Source organism: Rhodococcus phenolicus, assembly GCF_001646785.1.
Classification (GTDB): Bacteria; Actinomycetota; Actinomycetes; order Mycobacteriales; family Mycobacteriaceae; genus Rhodococcus; species Rhodococcus phenolicus.
Genome location: NZ_LRRH01000030.1, coordinates 18606 through 34197 on the forward strand (window position 1 = coordinate 18606; position 15592 = coordinate 34197).

The 15592-nt window shown below is 68.4% G+C and carries 14 protein-coding genes and 1 pseudogene; 10 read left to right on the forward strand and 5 right to left on the reverse strand.

The features are described from left to right. Nucleotides 1-11 precede the first annotated feature (11 nt). Nucleotides 12-899 (forward strand): alpha/beta fold hydrolase, encoded by an 888-nt coding sequence (locus A8G15_RS09015; RefSeq protein ID WP_068158159.1) that lies wholly within the window; start codon nucleotides 12-14, stop codon nucleotides 897-899. 14 nt (nucleotides 900-913) lie between these two features. Continuing rightward, the gene (locus A8G15_RS09020; RefSeq protein WP_068158160.1) at nucleotides 914-1918 is read left to right on the forward strand and encodes an aromatic ring-hydroxylating oxygenase subunit alpha; all 1005 of its coding nucleotides are present in this window, start codon (nucleotides 914-916) and stop codon (nucleotides 1916-1918) included. 36 nt (nucleotides 1919-1954) lie between these two features. Here A8G15_RS09020 and A8G15_RS09025 read toward each other — a convergent pair whose 3' ends face one another. Next, nucleotides 1955-2704 (reverse strand): enoyl-CoA hydratase-related protein, encoded by a 750-nt coding sequence (locus A8G15_RS09025; RefSeq protein ID WP_068158170.1) that lies wholly within the window; start codon nucleotides 2702-2704, stop codon nucleotides 1955-1957. Between the two features lie 135 nt (nucleotides 2705-2839). Here A8G15_RS09025 and A8G15_RS09030 point away from each other — a divergent pair, with 135 nt between their 5' ends. Next, on the forward strand, nucleotides 2840-3760 hold the full coding sequence (locus A8G15_RS09030) for a poly(ethylene terephthalate) hydrolase family protein (protein ID WP_245687765.1): 921 nt from the start codon (nucleotides 2840-2842) through the stop codon (nucleotides 3758-3760). A gap of 291 nt (nucleotides 3761-4051) precedes the next feature. Here A8G15_RS09030 and A8G15_RS09035 read toward each other — a convergent pair whose 3' ends face one another. The 3 genes and pseudogenes from A8G15_RS09035 to A8G15_RS09045 form a co-directional block, all read right to left on the reverse strand. Then, nucleotides 4052-5350, reverse strand: coding sequence for an amidohydrolase family protein (locus A8G15_RS09035; protein WP_068158174.1), 1299 nt, complete (start codon nucleotides 5348-5350; stop codon nucleotides 4052-4054). A 43-nt stretch (nucleotides 5351-5393) separates the two neighbouring features. Further along, nucleotides 5394-5540, reverse strand: coding sequence for a DUF1059 domain-containing protein (locus tag A8G15_RS09040; RefSeq protein ID WP_068158180.1), 147 nt, complete (start codon nucleotides 5538-5540; stop codon nucleotides 5394-5396). Further along, nucleotides 5537-6756 (reverse strand): annotated as a pseudogene (locus A8G15_RS09045) (CaiB/BaiF CoA transferase family protein). Before A8G15_RS09045 ends, A8G15_RS09040 begins: the two are co-directional and overlap by 4 nt. Before the next feature lie 163 nt (nucleotides 6757-6919). On the opposite strand from A8G15_RS09045, the gene A8G15_RS09050 reads away from it, so the two are divergent. The 6 genes from A8G15_RS09050 to A8G15_RS09075 all read left to right on the forward strand — a co-directional run bounded on the left by A8G15_RS09050 (nucleotide 6920) and on the right by A8G15_RS09075 (nucleotide 14123). Then, a complete protein-coding gene (locus A8G15_RS09050; protein ID WP_245687773.1) occupies nucleotides 6920-8380 on the forward strand; it encodes an aldehyde dehydrogenase family protein in 1461 nt (486 codons plus the stop codon). A gap of 69 nt (nucleotides 8381-8449) precedes the next feature. Beyond that, a complete protein-coding gene (locus A8G15_RS09055; protein ID WP_068158182.1) occupies nucleotides 8450-9625 on the forward strand; it encodes a thiolase family protein in 1176 nt (391 codons plus the stop codon). Between the two features lie 61 nt (nucleotides 9626-9686). After that, a complete protein-coding gene (locus tag A8G15_RS09060; RefSeq protein WP_068158185.1) occupies nucleotides 9687-10448 on the forward strand; it encodes a crotonase/enoyl-CoA hydratase family protein in 762 nt (253 codons plus the stop codon). Nucleotides 10449-10479: 31 nt separating this feature from the next. After that, complete coding sequence (locus A8G15_RS09065; protein WP_068158187.1) at nucleotides 10480-11250, forward strand: SDR family NAD(P)-dependent oxidoreductase; 771 nt, start codon at nucleotides 10480-10482, stop codon at nucleotides 11248-11250. An 85-nt stretch (nucleotides 11251-11335) separates the two neighbouring features. Further along, complete coding sequence (locus tag A8G15_RS09070) at nucleotides 11336-12814, forward strand: MFS transporter (protein ID WP_068158189.1); 1479 nt, start codon at nucleotides 11336-11338, stop codon at nucleotides 12812-12814. A gap of 118 nt (nucleotides 12815-12932) precedes the next feature. Beyond that, nucleotides 12933-14123 carry a cytochrome P450 gene (locus A8G15_RS09075; protein WP_068158427.1) on the forward strand — a complete coding sequence of 397 codons (1191 nt, stop codon included), beginning with the start codon at nucleotides 12933-12935 and terminating at the stop codon, nucleotides 14121-14123. A gap of 12 nt (nucleotides 14124-14135) precedes the next feature. Here A8G15_RS09075 and A8G15_RS09080 read toward each other — a convergent pair whose 3' ends face one another. Next, a complete protein-coding gene (locus tag A8G15_RS09080; protein ID WP_068158192.1) occupies nucleotides 14136-14816 on the reverse strand; it encodes a class I SAM-dependent methyltransferase in 681 nt (226 codons plus the stop codon). Nucleotides 14817-14985: 169 nt separating this feature from the next. On the opposite strand from A8G15_RS09080, the gene A8G15_RS09085 reads away from it, so the two are divergent. Further along, nucleotides 14986-15585: a prepilin peptidase gene (locus A8G15_RS09085; RefSeq protein ID WP_068158195.1), complete on the forward strand. Its 600-nt coding sequence runs from the start codon at nucleotides 14986-14988 to the stop codon at nucleotides 15583-15585. The last annotated feature ends 7 nt before the right edge of the window (nucleotides 15586-15592 follow it).

A 15592-nucleotide genomic window follows, 5' to 3' on the forward strand; every position in this document is an offset into this window, starting at 1 on the left:
AAGGACTCGAAATGCGGAGCTGCGACACCGAATTCGGTGCGGTGACCGAACGGGTCGTCGACGTCGACGGCATCCCGATGTCGGCATTGTGCGCCGAAGTCGCCGCACCCCGCGCGGTCGTGGTCGCGTTGCACGGCGGCGCGACCACCGCGAAATACTTCGATCTGCCGGGCAGGCCCGAACTGTCGCTGCTGCGCGCGGGAGCCGCACTCGGCTACACCGTGATCGCCCCGGACCGACCCGGCTACGGTGCATCCGCGCCGTTCGGAGACGAATTCGACGACCCGGCCCGACGTATCCGGGCGTGCTACGACACCGTCGACGCACTGCTCGGCGCGGCGCCGCGCGGCGCCGGCACGTTCCTGCTGGCGCATTCGGCCGGGTGCGACCTCGGCGCCCGGATGGCCGCGGACCCGCGTGGCGCCGACCTGCTCGGCCTGGAACTGGCCGGGACCGGCACCGCGAAATTCGATGACGCGGAGCGGGTGATCGCGCAGATGCGCGGCACCGGCGACCGCGGAACCATCCGGGATCTGCTGTGGTTTCCCGCGCACCTGTACCCGGAGGAGGTGCGCGGCGGACGGTCGTTGTCGTCGCGCACACCCCGACACGAGGAGACGGTCGCGTTCCGGTGGCCGACGAAGTTCCCGGTGCTGTCCCCGCAGATCCGAGTTCCGGTGCGGCTCACCCACGCCGAACACGAACGGGTGTGGCGCACCGATCCGGAGACACTCGGCGAGATCGCACGCGGCTTCACGTCGACACCCCGGCTGGTGTCGCACCGCCAATCCGCGAGCGGACACAACATGAGTGTCGGGTTCGCGGCGGGCGCCTATCACCGGAGTGTGCTGGCGTTCGTCGAGGAGTGCGCGATCGCCGCCGAACGTCCGACTGCCTGAAATCTGGAGGTGCTGTGAAGGTTCCGTTCACCTGGAAGATAACCGGGTGGTTCATGGTGGGATGGTCCGCGGAATTCCCGGCGGGGGAGGTCCGGCCGCTGAAGTACTTCGGCGAGGACCTGGTCGCCTACCGCGACGATGCCGGTGAGATGCACATCCTCACCGGCCATTGCAGGCACCTCGGTGCGCACATCGGCTACGGCGGCACCGTGGTGGGGGACTGCGTCGAATGCCCCTTCCACGGCTGGCGATGGGGACCGGACGGCACCAACCGCGCGATCCCCGGTGAGAACCGCACCAGGCCGACCGTGCGGCTGCGGGTGTATCCGGTGGTCGAACGCGACGGGTGCGTGTTCATGTGGCATCACCCCGACGGGACCGCACCGGCCTGGGAGATGCCCGGCATCCTCGCGTTGTTCCCGGATGTCGGATCGGGCGAGTTGCCGGACTACTACCGCCCGTATCCGGAGTTCTCCCGCAAGACCGAACGCGAACCCGTGCACCCGCAGGTGGTGCTCGAGAACGGGCCGGACAGCCTGCACTTCCGATACGTGCACGGCGCGACCGTCACACCGCAGATGCTGGACTACCGTGCGTCCGAGCACGCGTGGACGTTCCTCACCGGCTGGCCCGACGCGCGCAGCGACGACCCGGAGAAGATGGCGCTGAAGATCCACGCCCACATGTTCGGGCTCGGCGGGTCGATCAGCGCGTTCGAGGGATCGTCGAAGCATCGGCTGATCTTCGCGACCACCCCGGTCGACGACGAGAGTTCGGACCTGTTCTATTCGATCTGGTGGCCTCGCAACCCCGGTGACGACGACGTGCCGCCGGCCGACGTCCGCGACCGTGTCGAGCGGCAGTTCCTCGTCACGGTATGGGAAGACCTGAGCATCTGGCGGCACCAGAAATACGTCGAACATCCGCCGCTGTCGCCGAAGGACTCCGAACCGTATCTGTCGCTGCGCAAGTGGGCTCAGCAGTTCTACGACGTCCCGCCGGTCGACGCCACCGTCTGATCCCCGTGGGTGCCGCAGCCGTCCGTCAGCGAGCGATCAGCGGCCGGTCCAGCGCGGCTCCCGTCGTTCGAAGAAGGCGTCGACTCCCTCACTCATGTCGGCGGACGCGGTGATCGTGTCCTTCGCCCGGGCCGTGATCTCCCAGCCGAGGTTGTCGTCGGCCGCGGTAAGCGCATTCACCGCAGCGAGACTTTCGCGTACCGAGGTCAGGGAGGAGGCGCAGATCTTGTCGGCCGTCGCCAGGGCGGCGTGGAGCGCGCCGCCGGTCGCGGTGACCTCGTTGACGACACCGAGGTCGTAGGCGCGACGGGCGGACAGCGTGTCACCGGTGATGAGCAGCTGACGGGCAACGTTCAGCGGCAGTGCGCGAGGAGCGCGGAACAGGGCACCGGAGGTCGCAACCAGGCCGCGCCGAGACTCGGGCAACCCGAACACCGCGGTCTCGGCCGCGACGATCATGTCGCAGGCGAGGGCGATCTCGAACCCGCCGCCGAGGGCCGGTCCCTCCACGGCCGCGATCAGCGGAGTCCGGCGCTGCCGCCGGATGATCCCGTACTCCCCGCCGCGCTGGGTAGGTTCGCCGGAACCATCCTTGATGTCGGTACCGGCGCAGAAGACCGACGGTGTACCGGTGATCACGCCCACCCACAGGTCGGGGTCGTCGTCCAGACGGTTGAGGGCCGCATCGATCCCCGCGGCCATCGCGCCGTCGATCGCGTTGCGCTTGTCCTCGCGATCGAGCCGGATCACCAGCGTCCTGCCACGCACCTCTTGCTGTACCTGCACCGATGAAGGTCCTTCCTCGACAGCGACACCCCGTGCCCGGTGTGTACCTTTGGCGGTCCCAGCCACCAAAAGTACACACCGGGCAGGGAGCCGACGTCCGACCCCGCTAGGCCGGCACTGGATAGGATGCGCCGCGTGACGTTTCGACGACCGCGATCGGCTGCCACCCGCCACGCCCGGACCCTGCTCGTCGCCGCGATCATCGCGATGCCGATGGCTGCGGGATTCCCGGCGCCGGCGCTCGCATCGGAGCCGACGACAGGTCCCGCAGCGCCGGTGGCTCCTGCCGTTCCGGAGCGGCAATGGGTCAGTGAGCGCTACACGGCCCCCGGTATCCACGCCGTCACCTCGATTGGGGTGCCCGGATATCAGGTGTTCCACCCCGCCGACATCGCGACCGGTTCCCGCCGCCATCCGGTGGTCACCTTCGGAAACGGAAGCTATGCGACATACGAGCAGTACGAGGAGTTGCTCCGGCACCTCGCTTCCTGGGGTTTCGTCGTCGTGGTCGCCGACAGCAGCGTCACCGGCGACGGAAGCGAGATCCTGGCTGCGGCGCGCTACGTCTTGGCGCAGAACGACAATCCGGAGAGCGTCTTTCACGATCGCATCGACGTCGAGCACGTCGCCGCGGTCGGACATTCGCAGGGCGCTGGGGGAGCGATCAATGCCAGTACCGGCTCGGACGGCCTCATCACCTCGACCGCTGTGCTCAACCTGCCCGATCCCTGGTGGGCCACTCGACCCGTCGACGTGATCGACGTGACCCGGCTGACAGGTCCGGTGTTCTACCTGACCGGAGCAGAGGATCCGCTCTCGACGGCGGTACCGCAGGCCGCCTATTACGCTCTCGGTCCGGGGCCCGCGGTCCGCGGACGCCTGCTGGGGATGGGGCACAACTGGCCGGCCGATGGGGGCGGATTCCGCGGTTACCTCACCGCCTGGCTGCGTTTCACGCTCACCGGCGATGACAACGCCGCGCCCGCCTTCGTCGGTCCGGCCCCGGAGTTGTCGACGGATCCGGCATGGGACGGGACCGCGGTCAGAGGCTGGTGACGTGCCGGGTGGCAGTGACCGTGCCGAACGCGGAATGCCCCGGGACAGGCGAAAGTTGCTCTCCGACGATACCGTCCCCGAACTGCTGAGTAGTCAGCAGTTCGGCACCCTCGCGATCAACAAGCGTTCCTGGAGAAGCTGGTCGCCGAGCGCCGGCTGGTCGTCCGATTGAAGGTGTCGCGTCTGTACGGGGTGGCGCTCGACGTCGACGCCTGAGAACTGCCGCCGGCACCCGTGCGCGGTTTCGGTAGCGGGAGCTACCGAAACCGCGCACGGGGCACGGGGTTTCGGTCAGGTCGCGGTGTGGGCGGTGGCCGCCCTGATCTGCGCCTGGAATGCCGACAGCTTGTCCTCGGCGGCCGTGTGCTTGTGGCTGCGCGGCTGGATGCTCACGTCGTGCCCGGCCGCTGCGGCGCGCAGTGCGCCGACCGTGGCTTGCTCGCGGTCGATGTGCGTGAACGGGTCGAACGAGTACCAGCGCATCGCATTCAGGTGCGTCAACTTGTCGATCTCGTCGTCGGGCACGTTCTCGCGCACGAGGACCGACGAGAGGACCTCGGGGGCATCGGGCCACATGGAATCGCTGTGCGGATAGTCGCACTCCCACGCGATGTTGTCGATTCCGATGTCGTGGCGCAGCCGCACCCCGGTCGGGTCGCTGATGAAGCAGGTGAGGAAGTGTTCGCGGAACACCTCGCTCGGCAGCTTGCCGCCGAAATCCTGGAGGGTCCACGTGGAGTGCATCTCGTAGGTCCGGTCGATGCGTTCGAGGAAGTACGGGATCCATCCGGTGCCGCCCTCGGACAGTGCGATCTTCAGATCCGGGTAGTCCTTGACCGGCCGCGACCACAGCAGATCGGCGGCGGCCTGCACGATGTTCATCGGCTGCAACGTGATCATCACGTCCGGTGGTGAATCCACGGCGGGGATCGACAGCCGCCCCGACGACCCGATGTGCACACTGAGCACGGTGTCGGTGTCGACGAGTGCCTTCCACAACGGGTTCCAGAACGGGTCGTGGAAGCTCGGGTAGCCGAGCGCCGTGGGATTCTCGGTGAACGTCAGCGAATGGACGCCCTTCTCGGCGCAGCGTCGGACCTCGCCGGCGCACAGTTCGGCGTCCCAGATCACCGGCAGCGCCATCGGGATGAACCGGCCAGGGTACGCGCCGCACCATTCGTCGATGTGCCAGTCGTTGTAGGCGCGCACCAGCGCGAGCGAGAACTCCGGGTCCTCGGTCGCGAACAACCGGCCGGCGAAGCCGGGAAAGGAGGGGAAGTTCATCGACGCGAGGATTCCGCCGGCGTTCATGTCCTTGATGCGTTCGTGCACGTCGAAGCAGCCGGGCCGGATCTCGTCGAGACCGTCGGGTTCGAGCCCGTACTCGTCCTTGGGCCGCCCGGCAACCGCATTGAGCGCGACGTTGGGCACCACTGTGTCCCGGAACTTCCACATGTCGGCGCCGTCGGGGGTGTGGATGAGTTTCGGTGCGTCGGCGGCGTACTTCTTCGGCAGGTGGTTGTCGAACATGTTCGGTGGCTCGATGATGTGATCGTCCACGCTGATCAGGATCATGTCGTTCTTGTTCACGTCGACGCTCCTCGGCGGCGAAAGGTGTTGGGGGACAGAGTGTTCAATAGGCCATGAAGAGGATCTGCTCGCGGTCGTAGTCGTGCCCGGGATGCTTCTCGGTCAGATGCTCTCGCGCGTTCTCGACGAGTTCGTTCTCGTCGGCGCCGGTGAGGTATTCGCCGCAGGGGCAGTTCAGGTGTCGTTTCACAGGACGGCTCCGGCTTCCTTGGCCGCGATGATGGCGTCCCAGTCCATGCCGAGCTCGAGCAGGATCTCCTCGGTGTGCTCGCCGTATTCGGGGGCGCGGCGGGGCGGCGGCGGGGTCTCGTCGAACTGGACGGGTGCGGCGGCGGTGCGGTACTCGCGGCCCGCGGCGTCCTCGACGGTCATGAGATACCCGTTCGCGACGACCTGCGGATCCGTGAGCACCTCCTTGGGGCTCGCGAGGGTCGCCCATACGCCCGGCTCGTCGCCGAGGATCTTCTGCCATTCGGCGAGATCGCGTTCGGCGAAGGTGCGGCGCAGTTCCGCGGTCGCGGTCTCCCTGTTCGCCACGAGGTTCGCCAACGGCACGAAGCGTTCGTCGGTTCCCATGTCGGGACGGCCGATACGGTCGCAGAAACCCTTCCAGAACCGATCGGCCTGCAGGAACACCAGCTGAATCCACCGGCCGTCGCGGGTACGGTACCGATTGACGGCCGGATTCGGGGCGGCGCCGGCATTGCCGACGGGGATCCGGTCGATGCCATAGTAGTCCGCCGCTGCGATGTCCGGCGCCATCGCCCAGATACCCTGGGACAGTAGGGAACTGTCCACGATCGGGGCGTGGCCCGTGGTGGCGCGATGGAACAGGGCCGCGGCGATCCCGCCGGCGAGGGTGATCCCGCCCTGTAGGTCGCCGAAGGCGGGTGTCTGTGTCACCGGGTATTCGGCGTCCGGTGGGGTCAACGCGTAGGCGACGCTGCCGCGGGCCAGGTAGCTCGCCGCGTCGAATCCGCCGCGGTCGCGTTCGGGTCCGCGGCTGCCCTGGCCGCTTCCGCGCGCGACGATCACGTTCGGGTTGAACTCCCGGAGGCGCTCGACGGACAGATCCGCCCGGTCGAGTGCGGCGGGCAGCCAGTTGGTGAGGAACACGTCGGCGCGTTCGATCAACCGCCGCAGGATGTCGCGGCCCCGCTCGGACTTGATGTCCACGCCGATGCTGCGTTTGCCGTGGTTCCCGAGTTCCATCATGAAGTTCGCGTCCACCGCGACTGCGCCGGGTCGAGTCCGCCGATGTTGAGGTAGCGGCACGGATCACCGCCGCGCGTGTCCTCGATCTTGACGACTTCCGCCCCCCAGTCGCTCAACGCCGCACCGGCGCTGGGAACGTACGTCCACGATGCCAATTCGACGATGCGAATGCCCTGGAGCAGACCCGACATCGGTTCCCCTTCCGCTTGTCGAACACGTGTTGATGAACTATACGGTAACGGTTACAGTTAATCATCCAGGATGGTGGACGGGGGTCATGTGAGCGAAATCGGGACGCGAACCGCACCGCGGCCGGAGCGACACTCCCGGGTGGCCGAACGCGCCGAGCGCCGGATGCTCGTCGACGGGAAGCTGGTCGGCGCGGCCTCCGGCGCCGTCTACGACAACCTCGACCCGGCCACCGGCCGGACGCTGGGAACCGTCGCGGCGGCCGGGTACGCCGACATGGACCGGGCGATCGGCGCCGCACGCCGCGCCTTCGACGACACCGACTGGTCCGCGAACCGGTCCCTGCGCGCGCGATGCCTCGACCAGCTCCAGGCGGGACTCGAGGCCGAGAGGGACGACCTGCGCGATGAACTCGTCGCCGAGGCCGGCTGCCCGGTCATGACGACCGGCAACGCGCAACTGAACTGGCCGCTGGCCGAGTCGTTGCGCTACCCGGTCCGCCTGATCGACGAGTACCCGTGGGAACGAGTCCTCGACGGTGGCGGCCTGTTCGGTTCCCGGAATGTGCGCACAGTGGTGCAGGAACCGGTGGGGGTGGTCGCGGCGATCACTCCGTCCAACTTCCCGATCGAGGTGATCCTCAACAAGCTCGGACCGGCCCTCGCCACCGGTAACACCGTTGTCCTCAAACCGGATCCGAACACTCCGTGGAACGCCACCCGGATCGGGCGGATCGTCGCCGAGCACACCGACTTTCCCGCCGGGGTCGTCAACGTCGTCACCACCGATTCGAACGAGGTTGCCGCGCTGCCGGTCGTCGACCCGCGTGTCGACCTGATCTCGTTCACCGGTTCCACGGCCGTCGGTCGCACCATCGTGCGTGACGGCGCGGCCACCATGAAACGCAACTTCCTGGAGTTGGGTGGCAAATCCGCCCTGATCGTCCTCGACGACGCCGACCCGGCGGCGGCGCTGCGCAGCGCGGTCGGCGTGTGCGTGCACGCCGGACAGGCGTGTGCGGCGACGAGCCGGATGCTCGTGCACCGCTCGTTGTTCGACGAGATGGTCGCAAACGTGGCCGCGATGTACGCGTCGGTGCCGGTGGGGGATCCGGTGTTGCCCGACACCCTCGTCGGCCCCGTCGTCAGCGCCGCCCAGCGCGCCCGGGTCCTCGATGCGTGCGAACGCGCCGTCGGCGAGGGGGCGCGGATCGTCACGGGTGGGGGAGCGGTGCGCGACCTGCCGCCCCACTTGGCGGGTGGCTTCTTCGTCGAACCGACCGTGTTCGTGTGCGACGACCAGAGCCTCTCGATCGCACGCGAGGAGGTCTTCGGGCCGGTCCTGGTGATGATGCCGTTCGCCGACGACGACGAGGCGGTCCGCCTTGCCAACGACAGTGGGTACGGACTGGCCGGGGCGGTGCTGTCGGGATCGACCGAGCGTGGCATGTCGGTCGCGCGGCGCATCCGGACCGGCGCGATCGGGGTCAACGGCGGAATGTTCTACGGCGCCGACACGCCGTTCGGTGGCTACAAGAACAGCGGAGTCGGCCGTCAGTGCGGGCTCGAAGGTTTCCAGCAGTACCTCGAGACGAAGACCATCGCCTGTCGCATGCCGCGTCGGTGAGCAGCGAAGCAATGAACACCAACCCACCCGCCGGCCGTCCCGGTCGGCACGTCACGAAGGTTGATGCACATGGTCGAAACCGTCATCGTCGGCGCCACCCGCACCGCGATCGCCCGATCCTTCAAGGGAGCGCTGGTCAACGTGCCGGCGGAGACCCTCGCCGAAACGGTCCTGACCGAGGCGGTGCGCCGCGCCCGCATCGACCCGTCCCACATCGACGACGTCATCTTCGCCGAATTGAACTACGGCGGGGGTGATCTCGCCCGGTACGCGGCCGTGGCCGCAGGCATGACCACCGTGCCCGGTCAGGCGGTCAACCGGCACTGCGCCGGCAGCCTCACCGCCATCTCGAACGCCGCCGCGCACATCGGCGTCGGCATGGAACGCGTGATCGTCGCCGGGGGCGTGCAGTCCTTGTCGACCTCGCCGATCATGAAGTGGCGCGTGCCCGGCCCGGCCCTCGAGTTCCGCGAGCCGTGGATGCCCCCGTCGCATCCGGAGACACCGGACGCGCCCACCCTCGACATGGCGATCACCGTCGGCTGGAACACCGCGCAGGCCGTCGGCATCACCCGCGAGGAGATGGATGCCTGGGCTGAACGCTCCCATCGCCGTGCCGTCGCCGCGATCGACGCCGGAAAATTCGTCGACGAGATCGTGCCGATCAAAGTGCAGCAACCCGACGGTTCGGTGCTCGACTTCGCCGTCGACGAACACCCGCGCCGCGACACCACCCTCGAACGCCTCGCGTCGCTGCCGGTGCTGCACCCGGAGATCGACGGCTTCTCCATCACCGCCGGCAACAGCAGCGGCATCAACGACGCCGCGGCCGCGGTGACCCTCGTCGCCGGGGACTACGCCGCCGCCGAAGGCCTCGACGTGCTCGGCGCGGTGCGCGCCTGGGCGAACTCGGCCCTCGCGCCTCGGGACACCGGGCTCGGCGCGGTCGCGGTGATCGGCAAGGTCCTCGACCGGGCGGGTCTGGCGGCCTCGGACGTGACGCTGTGGGAGATCAACGAGGCGTTCGCATCCGTGCCGATCGCCGCGTGCCGCGAGTACGGGCTCGACGAGGAACGCGTGAACTTCTCCGGAAGTGGTTGCAGCCTCGGTCATCCCATCTCCGCATCCGGCGCCCGCATGGTCACGACCCTGCTCTACGAACTGCGGCGCCGGGGCGGTGGCATCGGTGTTGCCGCGATGTGCGCCGGGGGTGGGCAGGGCGGCGCGGTCGTCGTCGAGGTCTGACCGGTGTCACGGAAATGGTCGCATGAAACGTAACGATAGGAAATTTGCTGGGAGGCAATCGATGGCGGACGAAGTACTGCTGGAACGTCGCGGACGCACGCTGGTGATCACGATCAATCGGCCGGACGCGCGCAACGCCGTGAACCTGGCCGTCAGCCACGGGCTCGCAGGCGCGGTCGACGAACTCGACAACAGTCCGGAACTGTCGGTCGCAGTGCTGACCGGCGCCGGCGGCAACTTCTGCGCGGGCATGGACCTCAAGGCGTTCGCGGCCGGCGAGATCGTCGCGATCCCCGGCCGCGGCCTCGGATTCACCGAACGCCCACCCACCAAACCGATCATCGCCGCCGTGGAGGGTTTCGCGCTGGCCGGAGGCACCGAACTGGTACTCGCGACCGATCTGGTGGTCGCGTCGAAAACCGCGAAATTCGGGATCCCCGAGGTCAAACGCGGCCTGGTCGCCGCCGGCGGCGGGCTGCTGCGACTGCACCGGCGCATTCCCTATCAGAAGGCGCTCGAACTGGCGCTGACCGGCGACAGCTTCACCGCCGAGGAAGGCGCGGGATACGGATTCGTCAACGTGGTTACCGAACCGGGTGAGGCCCTCGACCAGGCCCTCGCCCTCGCCGACCGGATCACCGCGAACGGGCCGCTCGCCGTCGCGGTCACCAAGGACATCATGACGAAATCGCGTGGCTGGTCCGACGACGAGATGTGGCAGAAGCAACTCGAGCTGATCATCCCGGTGTTCACGTCGAAGGACGCGACGGAAGGCGCGCGGGCGTTCGCCGAGAAGCGCGCCCCGCAATGGACCGGTGCCTGAGCACACATCCACGACAATCCCTGGAGGAACTGTGCCTTTCGAAGGTGAAGTAGTTCTCGTCACCGGCGGCGCCGGTGGCCTCGGCGAGGCCACCGTGCGCCGGTTGCACGGCGCCGGTGCCGCCGTCGTCATCGCCGACGTCAACGACGACAAGGCCGGTGCGCTGGCCGACGAACTCGGCAACAAGGCGGAGTACGTGCGGACCGACGTCCTCGACAGCGCGAGCATCGAGGCGGCACTGGCCGCCGCGGACGCTCTGGGCACGCTGCGGTACGCGGTGATCGCCCACGGCGGCTTCGGCGTGCTCGAGAAGGTCGTCAACCGGGACGGCAGCCCCCACACGTTCGACGGATTCACCGACACCATCGCGCTGTACCTGAGCGGCACCTACAACGTGCTGCGGCTGACCGCCGCGAAGATCGCCACACTCGAACCGAAGGAGAACGGGGAACGCGGCGCGATCGTGATGACCAGCTCGATCGCCGGATACGAAGGACAGATCGGCCAGTCCGCGTACGCCGCGGCGAAGGGCGGCGTCAACGCCCTGACCCTGACCGGCGCCCGCGACCTCAGCGCCGTCGGCATCCGCCTCAACAGCATCGCGCCCGGTACCGTCCGCACCCCGATCATGGAGTTCCTCGGCGAGGAGAAACTCGCGAAGTTCGCGGAATCGGTGCCGTTCCCCAAGCGGCTCGGCGCACCCGCGGAGTATGCGTTTCTCGCCGAACATCTGCTCGAGAACCCCTACATCAACGGTGAAGTGGTGCGCATCGACGGCGCCCAACGGTTCCAGCCGAAATAGACCCGGCCCGGACGGTGGCGAGGGGTCGCCGTCCGGGCCCCGGGATCGGCTGCGGAGGTACCGAGGAGACGGGCACCATGAACAGATGACCGAGGCAGCCGTGGGTCTGCACACCGGGCGGGGCAGATGGATCGTGGTTGCCACGGTGCTCGGCTCGAGCCTCGCGTTGCTGGACGGCACGGTCGTCAACATCGCCCTCCCGCGCATCGCCGCCGACCTCGGTTCCGGCGTCGCCGGCATGCAGTGGGTGCTCAGTGGATACACGCTCACCTTGGCGTCGCTGATCCTGCTCGGCGGCGCGCTCGGTGACCGGTGGGGGAGACGCCGGGTATTCGTCTGGGGCACAGTGTGGTTCGCGGCGGCGTCGCTCCTGTGCGGACTGGCCCCGAACGTCACCACGCTGGTGATCGCACGGATCCTGCAGGGCGCGGGCGCGGCCCTGCTCACGCCGGGATCCCTCGCATTGATCTCGGCTACCATCCGTGACGACGATCGCGGCGCCGCCATCGGGTTGTGGTCCGGATTCGGCGGCGTCGCCGGTGCCGTCGGTCCGCTGCTCGGCGGCTGGATGGTCGAGGTCGCCGGCTGGCGGTCGGTGTTCCTGCTGAATCTTCCCCTCGCGGCCGCCGTCGTGTGGGCGGCGGTCCGTCACGTGCCGGAGAGCCGCGATCCGTCGCCGCCGGACCGACTCGACGTTGCGGGCGCGGTCCTGGGCGCGGCCGGGCTGGGCCTGGTGACCTACGGCTTGATCGAGGCACAACCCCTCGTCGCCGTCCTCGGCATCGCGGTACTGGTGTTGTTCGTGCTGATCGAGCGGCGTTCGCCGGTCGCACTGATCCCGCCGGATCTGTTCGCCTCCCGTATGTTCACCGCCACGAACCTGGTCACCTTCACCGTCTACGCCGCATTCGGCGGCGTGTTCTTCCTGCTGGTGCTGCAACTGCAACTCGTCGTCGGCTATTCGCCGATCGAGGCGGGCACCGCGACGATCCCGATCACAGTCCTGATGCTGCTCCTGTCGTCGCGGGCGGGTCGCTACGCGCAGCGACACGGCCCGCGCGGCCCGATGACGCTCGGCCCCGCCGTCGCGGCAGTCGGGCTGCTGCTCATGCTGCGCATCGACGCGGACGCGTCCTACCTGCGGGATGTGCTGCCCGCTGTCGTCGTGTTCGGGCTCGGATTGGCATCGCTGGTCGCACCCCTGACCGCCGCGGTCCTCGGAGCGGTGCCGACCGCGCGAGCCGGGATCGCGTCCGGCGTCAACAACGCGGTCGCGCGCACCAGCCAACTGCTCGCCGTCGCCGCGCTTCCCGGGCTCGCCGGTATCGGTGGCGCAGCACTCGCCGACCCGGCCGCGTTCGACGGGGGATTCGATGTCGCGATGCTGATCTGCGCGGGGCTGCTCGGCGTCGGGGCGGTGCTCGCGGCCGTCCTCGTTCCCGCGCCCGCCGCCGCGATACCGGCGGATTCGGTGGCGTGCAGGCCACACTGCGACGTCACCGGCCCGGCGGTGCAGCCGGACTCCGTTCCCCGCGGTGGTCCTTCACAGCGCCACAAGCCCTGATCCGGAAGTCCTCGGGAAAAGCGCAGGGAAGATCGAGCGGGTCGACGCACAATAGGAGTTGCTGCGGTAGCCGTGACCGCGATGACCCGAACAGAGGGGGCCTGTGCCGGTGTCCGAGATGGTGTCGCCGGGTGCCCGTGCATTCTGGGACCGCAGTGTCGCCGGACGGTTGGCGTTGTTCGAGGCGTTGCGTGCCCGGCCGGCGATCGAGTTCCACGCCGAATCAGCGGGTCCGGGCTTCTGGTCGGTGGTCGGCTACCACGACGTGGTCACGGTGAGCCACAATCCGGAGGTGTTCTCCTCGGCGCAGGGCTTCACGATCGACGACGTCCCGGCCGAGATCCGGGAATTCGCGATGTCGATGATCGCGATGGACAACCCCCGTCACCGATACCTGCGCTCGATCGTGCAATCGGCGTTCACCGCGGCCTCGGTCCGCTCCATCACGGACCGGATCCGCGGGCACGCCCACCGGATCGCCACCGATCTGCCGCGCGGGAAGGTGTTCGACTTCGTCGACCGGGTTGCCAGCCGATTGCCGGTGCAGGTGGTCTGTGAGTTGCTCGGCATCCCCGAGCAGGATCGGCCGCGGATCATCGAACTCGCGGGTGACGTGATCTTCAACGGTGGCGAGGACTTCGCGACCGGCCCCGGGGGTGCGGCCGGGCTGGCCCAGATCTACGGCTACGCCCTGGAACTGGGGGAGAGGCGGAGAGCCGAGCCGGGTGACGACCTGACCTCGGCCTTGATGAAACCCACCGCCGACGGGCAGTCCCTGAGTGCTTCGGAGTTCGGTTCGTTCGTCATCTTGCTGATCACCGCGGGGTTCGAAACCACCCGGCAGGCGCTGGGATGGGCATTGCATCTGCTCAGCGCGCATCCGGGCCAGTTCCGGCTGCTGCACAGCGATTTCGCCGCACATATCGACGGTGCGATCGACGAAGTGATCCGGTACGCCTCCCCGGTGCCCTATATGCGACGCACCGCCACCGTCGACACCGAACTGGGCGGGGTTCGTATTCGGGCGGGGCAGAAGGTGGTCATGTGGTACCTGTCCGCCAACCACGACCCCACCGTGTTCGCGGACCCGGGCAGGTTCGACATCACCCGTCCCAACGCCGCCCGGCACCTGGGATTCGGCGCACGGGACATCCACCATTGCCTCGGTGCCAATCTCGCCCGAACCGAGATGCGGGTGATGCTCGAGGAACTGCTCGCAACCCATCCCGGCGTCCGCGCGGTCGGCGAACCCGAATTGTTGTTGTCCGCATTCATCAGCGGACTCGGCTCCCTTCCCGCCCGCACGTGAGGCCGAGGATCGTCAGCCGGCTTTGCGTCCTGAAATCATGACGAGAGGCATGCCGGGGATCCGGGAGACCTCCTCGTCGACGAGGTCCAGCGGGTCCGCGAGGTCACGCGCCTCTTCGAGGCTGATGGAGCGGCCCGCGATCCACGTGTGGAAGATCGCGAGATTGATGCCGCCGAGAAGACGGGGCGTTCTGTAGTTTTCGATGAACCTCTCGGCGTCGTCGAAACTCGTGCTGCGGTCCGCGTCGGTGATCAGCAGCGGGCCCGCAGGTTTGAGGACGCGCATGCACTCGGTGAGCCCGGTCTCGCGTGACGACCAGTGCTTGATGGACCCGTAACTGATCACCCCGTCGAAGACTCCGTCCGCGAAGTCGAGCCGGGTTGCGTCTCCCACCCGGAAACGGACACGCTCGCCGTAGTGGCGCATTCGTCTGGTGGCGCGCTTGACCTGGGGCACGGCCAGATCGAGACCGATGATGTCCAGGTCGGGGCGTCGGTCGGCGATGTACTTCGTGAACGAGGCGCCTCCCGAGCCGACGTCGAGAATGTGCGCGTTCTCCGCGAGAAACGGGAGAAAGTGCTCGTCGATGACGTGGCGCGAGGGGTAGACCGCCGGTGCCACGATCGCCTCGTACATCCAGGCGTGCGCAGGGGTGTAGACCGCGGTGATGGAGTCGAACGGCGCCATGGGCATGGTCTCGCTCCTCTGAAGTCCCGATCGGGCTCGTTTCGATTGTCACACGGTCGAGAGGTCGATCAAGGGGCCGATCCGTATTGTTCACACCCGCGCGATCCATCCACAGATTCCGGCACCGGGCCCTCAGAGCGCGGATCCGTCGTCGAGCACGCGGCACGCTGCACACATGGAAACGTTGCTGTGGGGAGCGGCCGGGTTCGTCGCCGGAATCGGAGTCCGCACTCTGACTTCCCGCCTCGCCGGGCGAGCGCCCTTCCACGGCGCCTGCGAGGCCGCATGCGCCGCCGGCGCTGCGTGTGCCACGCTGTCCGGCCCGACCCCGGTGGTGATGCCAGTGCTCGTTGTGCTGACCTGGTGGTGTGTGTGCCTGAGCGCCGTGGACGTGCTCGAACGCAGGCTCCCGAACGTCCTCACCGTGCCCGGTGCCGTCGTGATCGTGGGGCTCGCGGCCGGGACCGGGCACGGGCGTGCGGCACTCGCCGGTGCGGCACTGCTCGCCGGGCCGATGCTGCTCGCCCATCTCGTGTCCCCACGGTCCCTGGGTGCCGGCGACATCAAACTCGCGGTCGGTGTGGGTGCCGCCGCGGGTGTCGCCGGACCGGCCGCGTGGCTGCTCGTCGCGGTCCTTCCACCGCTGCTCACCGCCGTCGCGGGGCTGGTGATGCGGGTGGGGCGGCAGTGGGGTCCGGGACCCGGACCGGTGCTCGTTCCGCACGGTCCGTCGATGTGCGCGGTCACCGTGCTCGCAGTGCTCACCGCCGCATGACCGGACC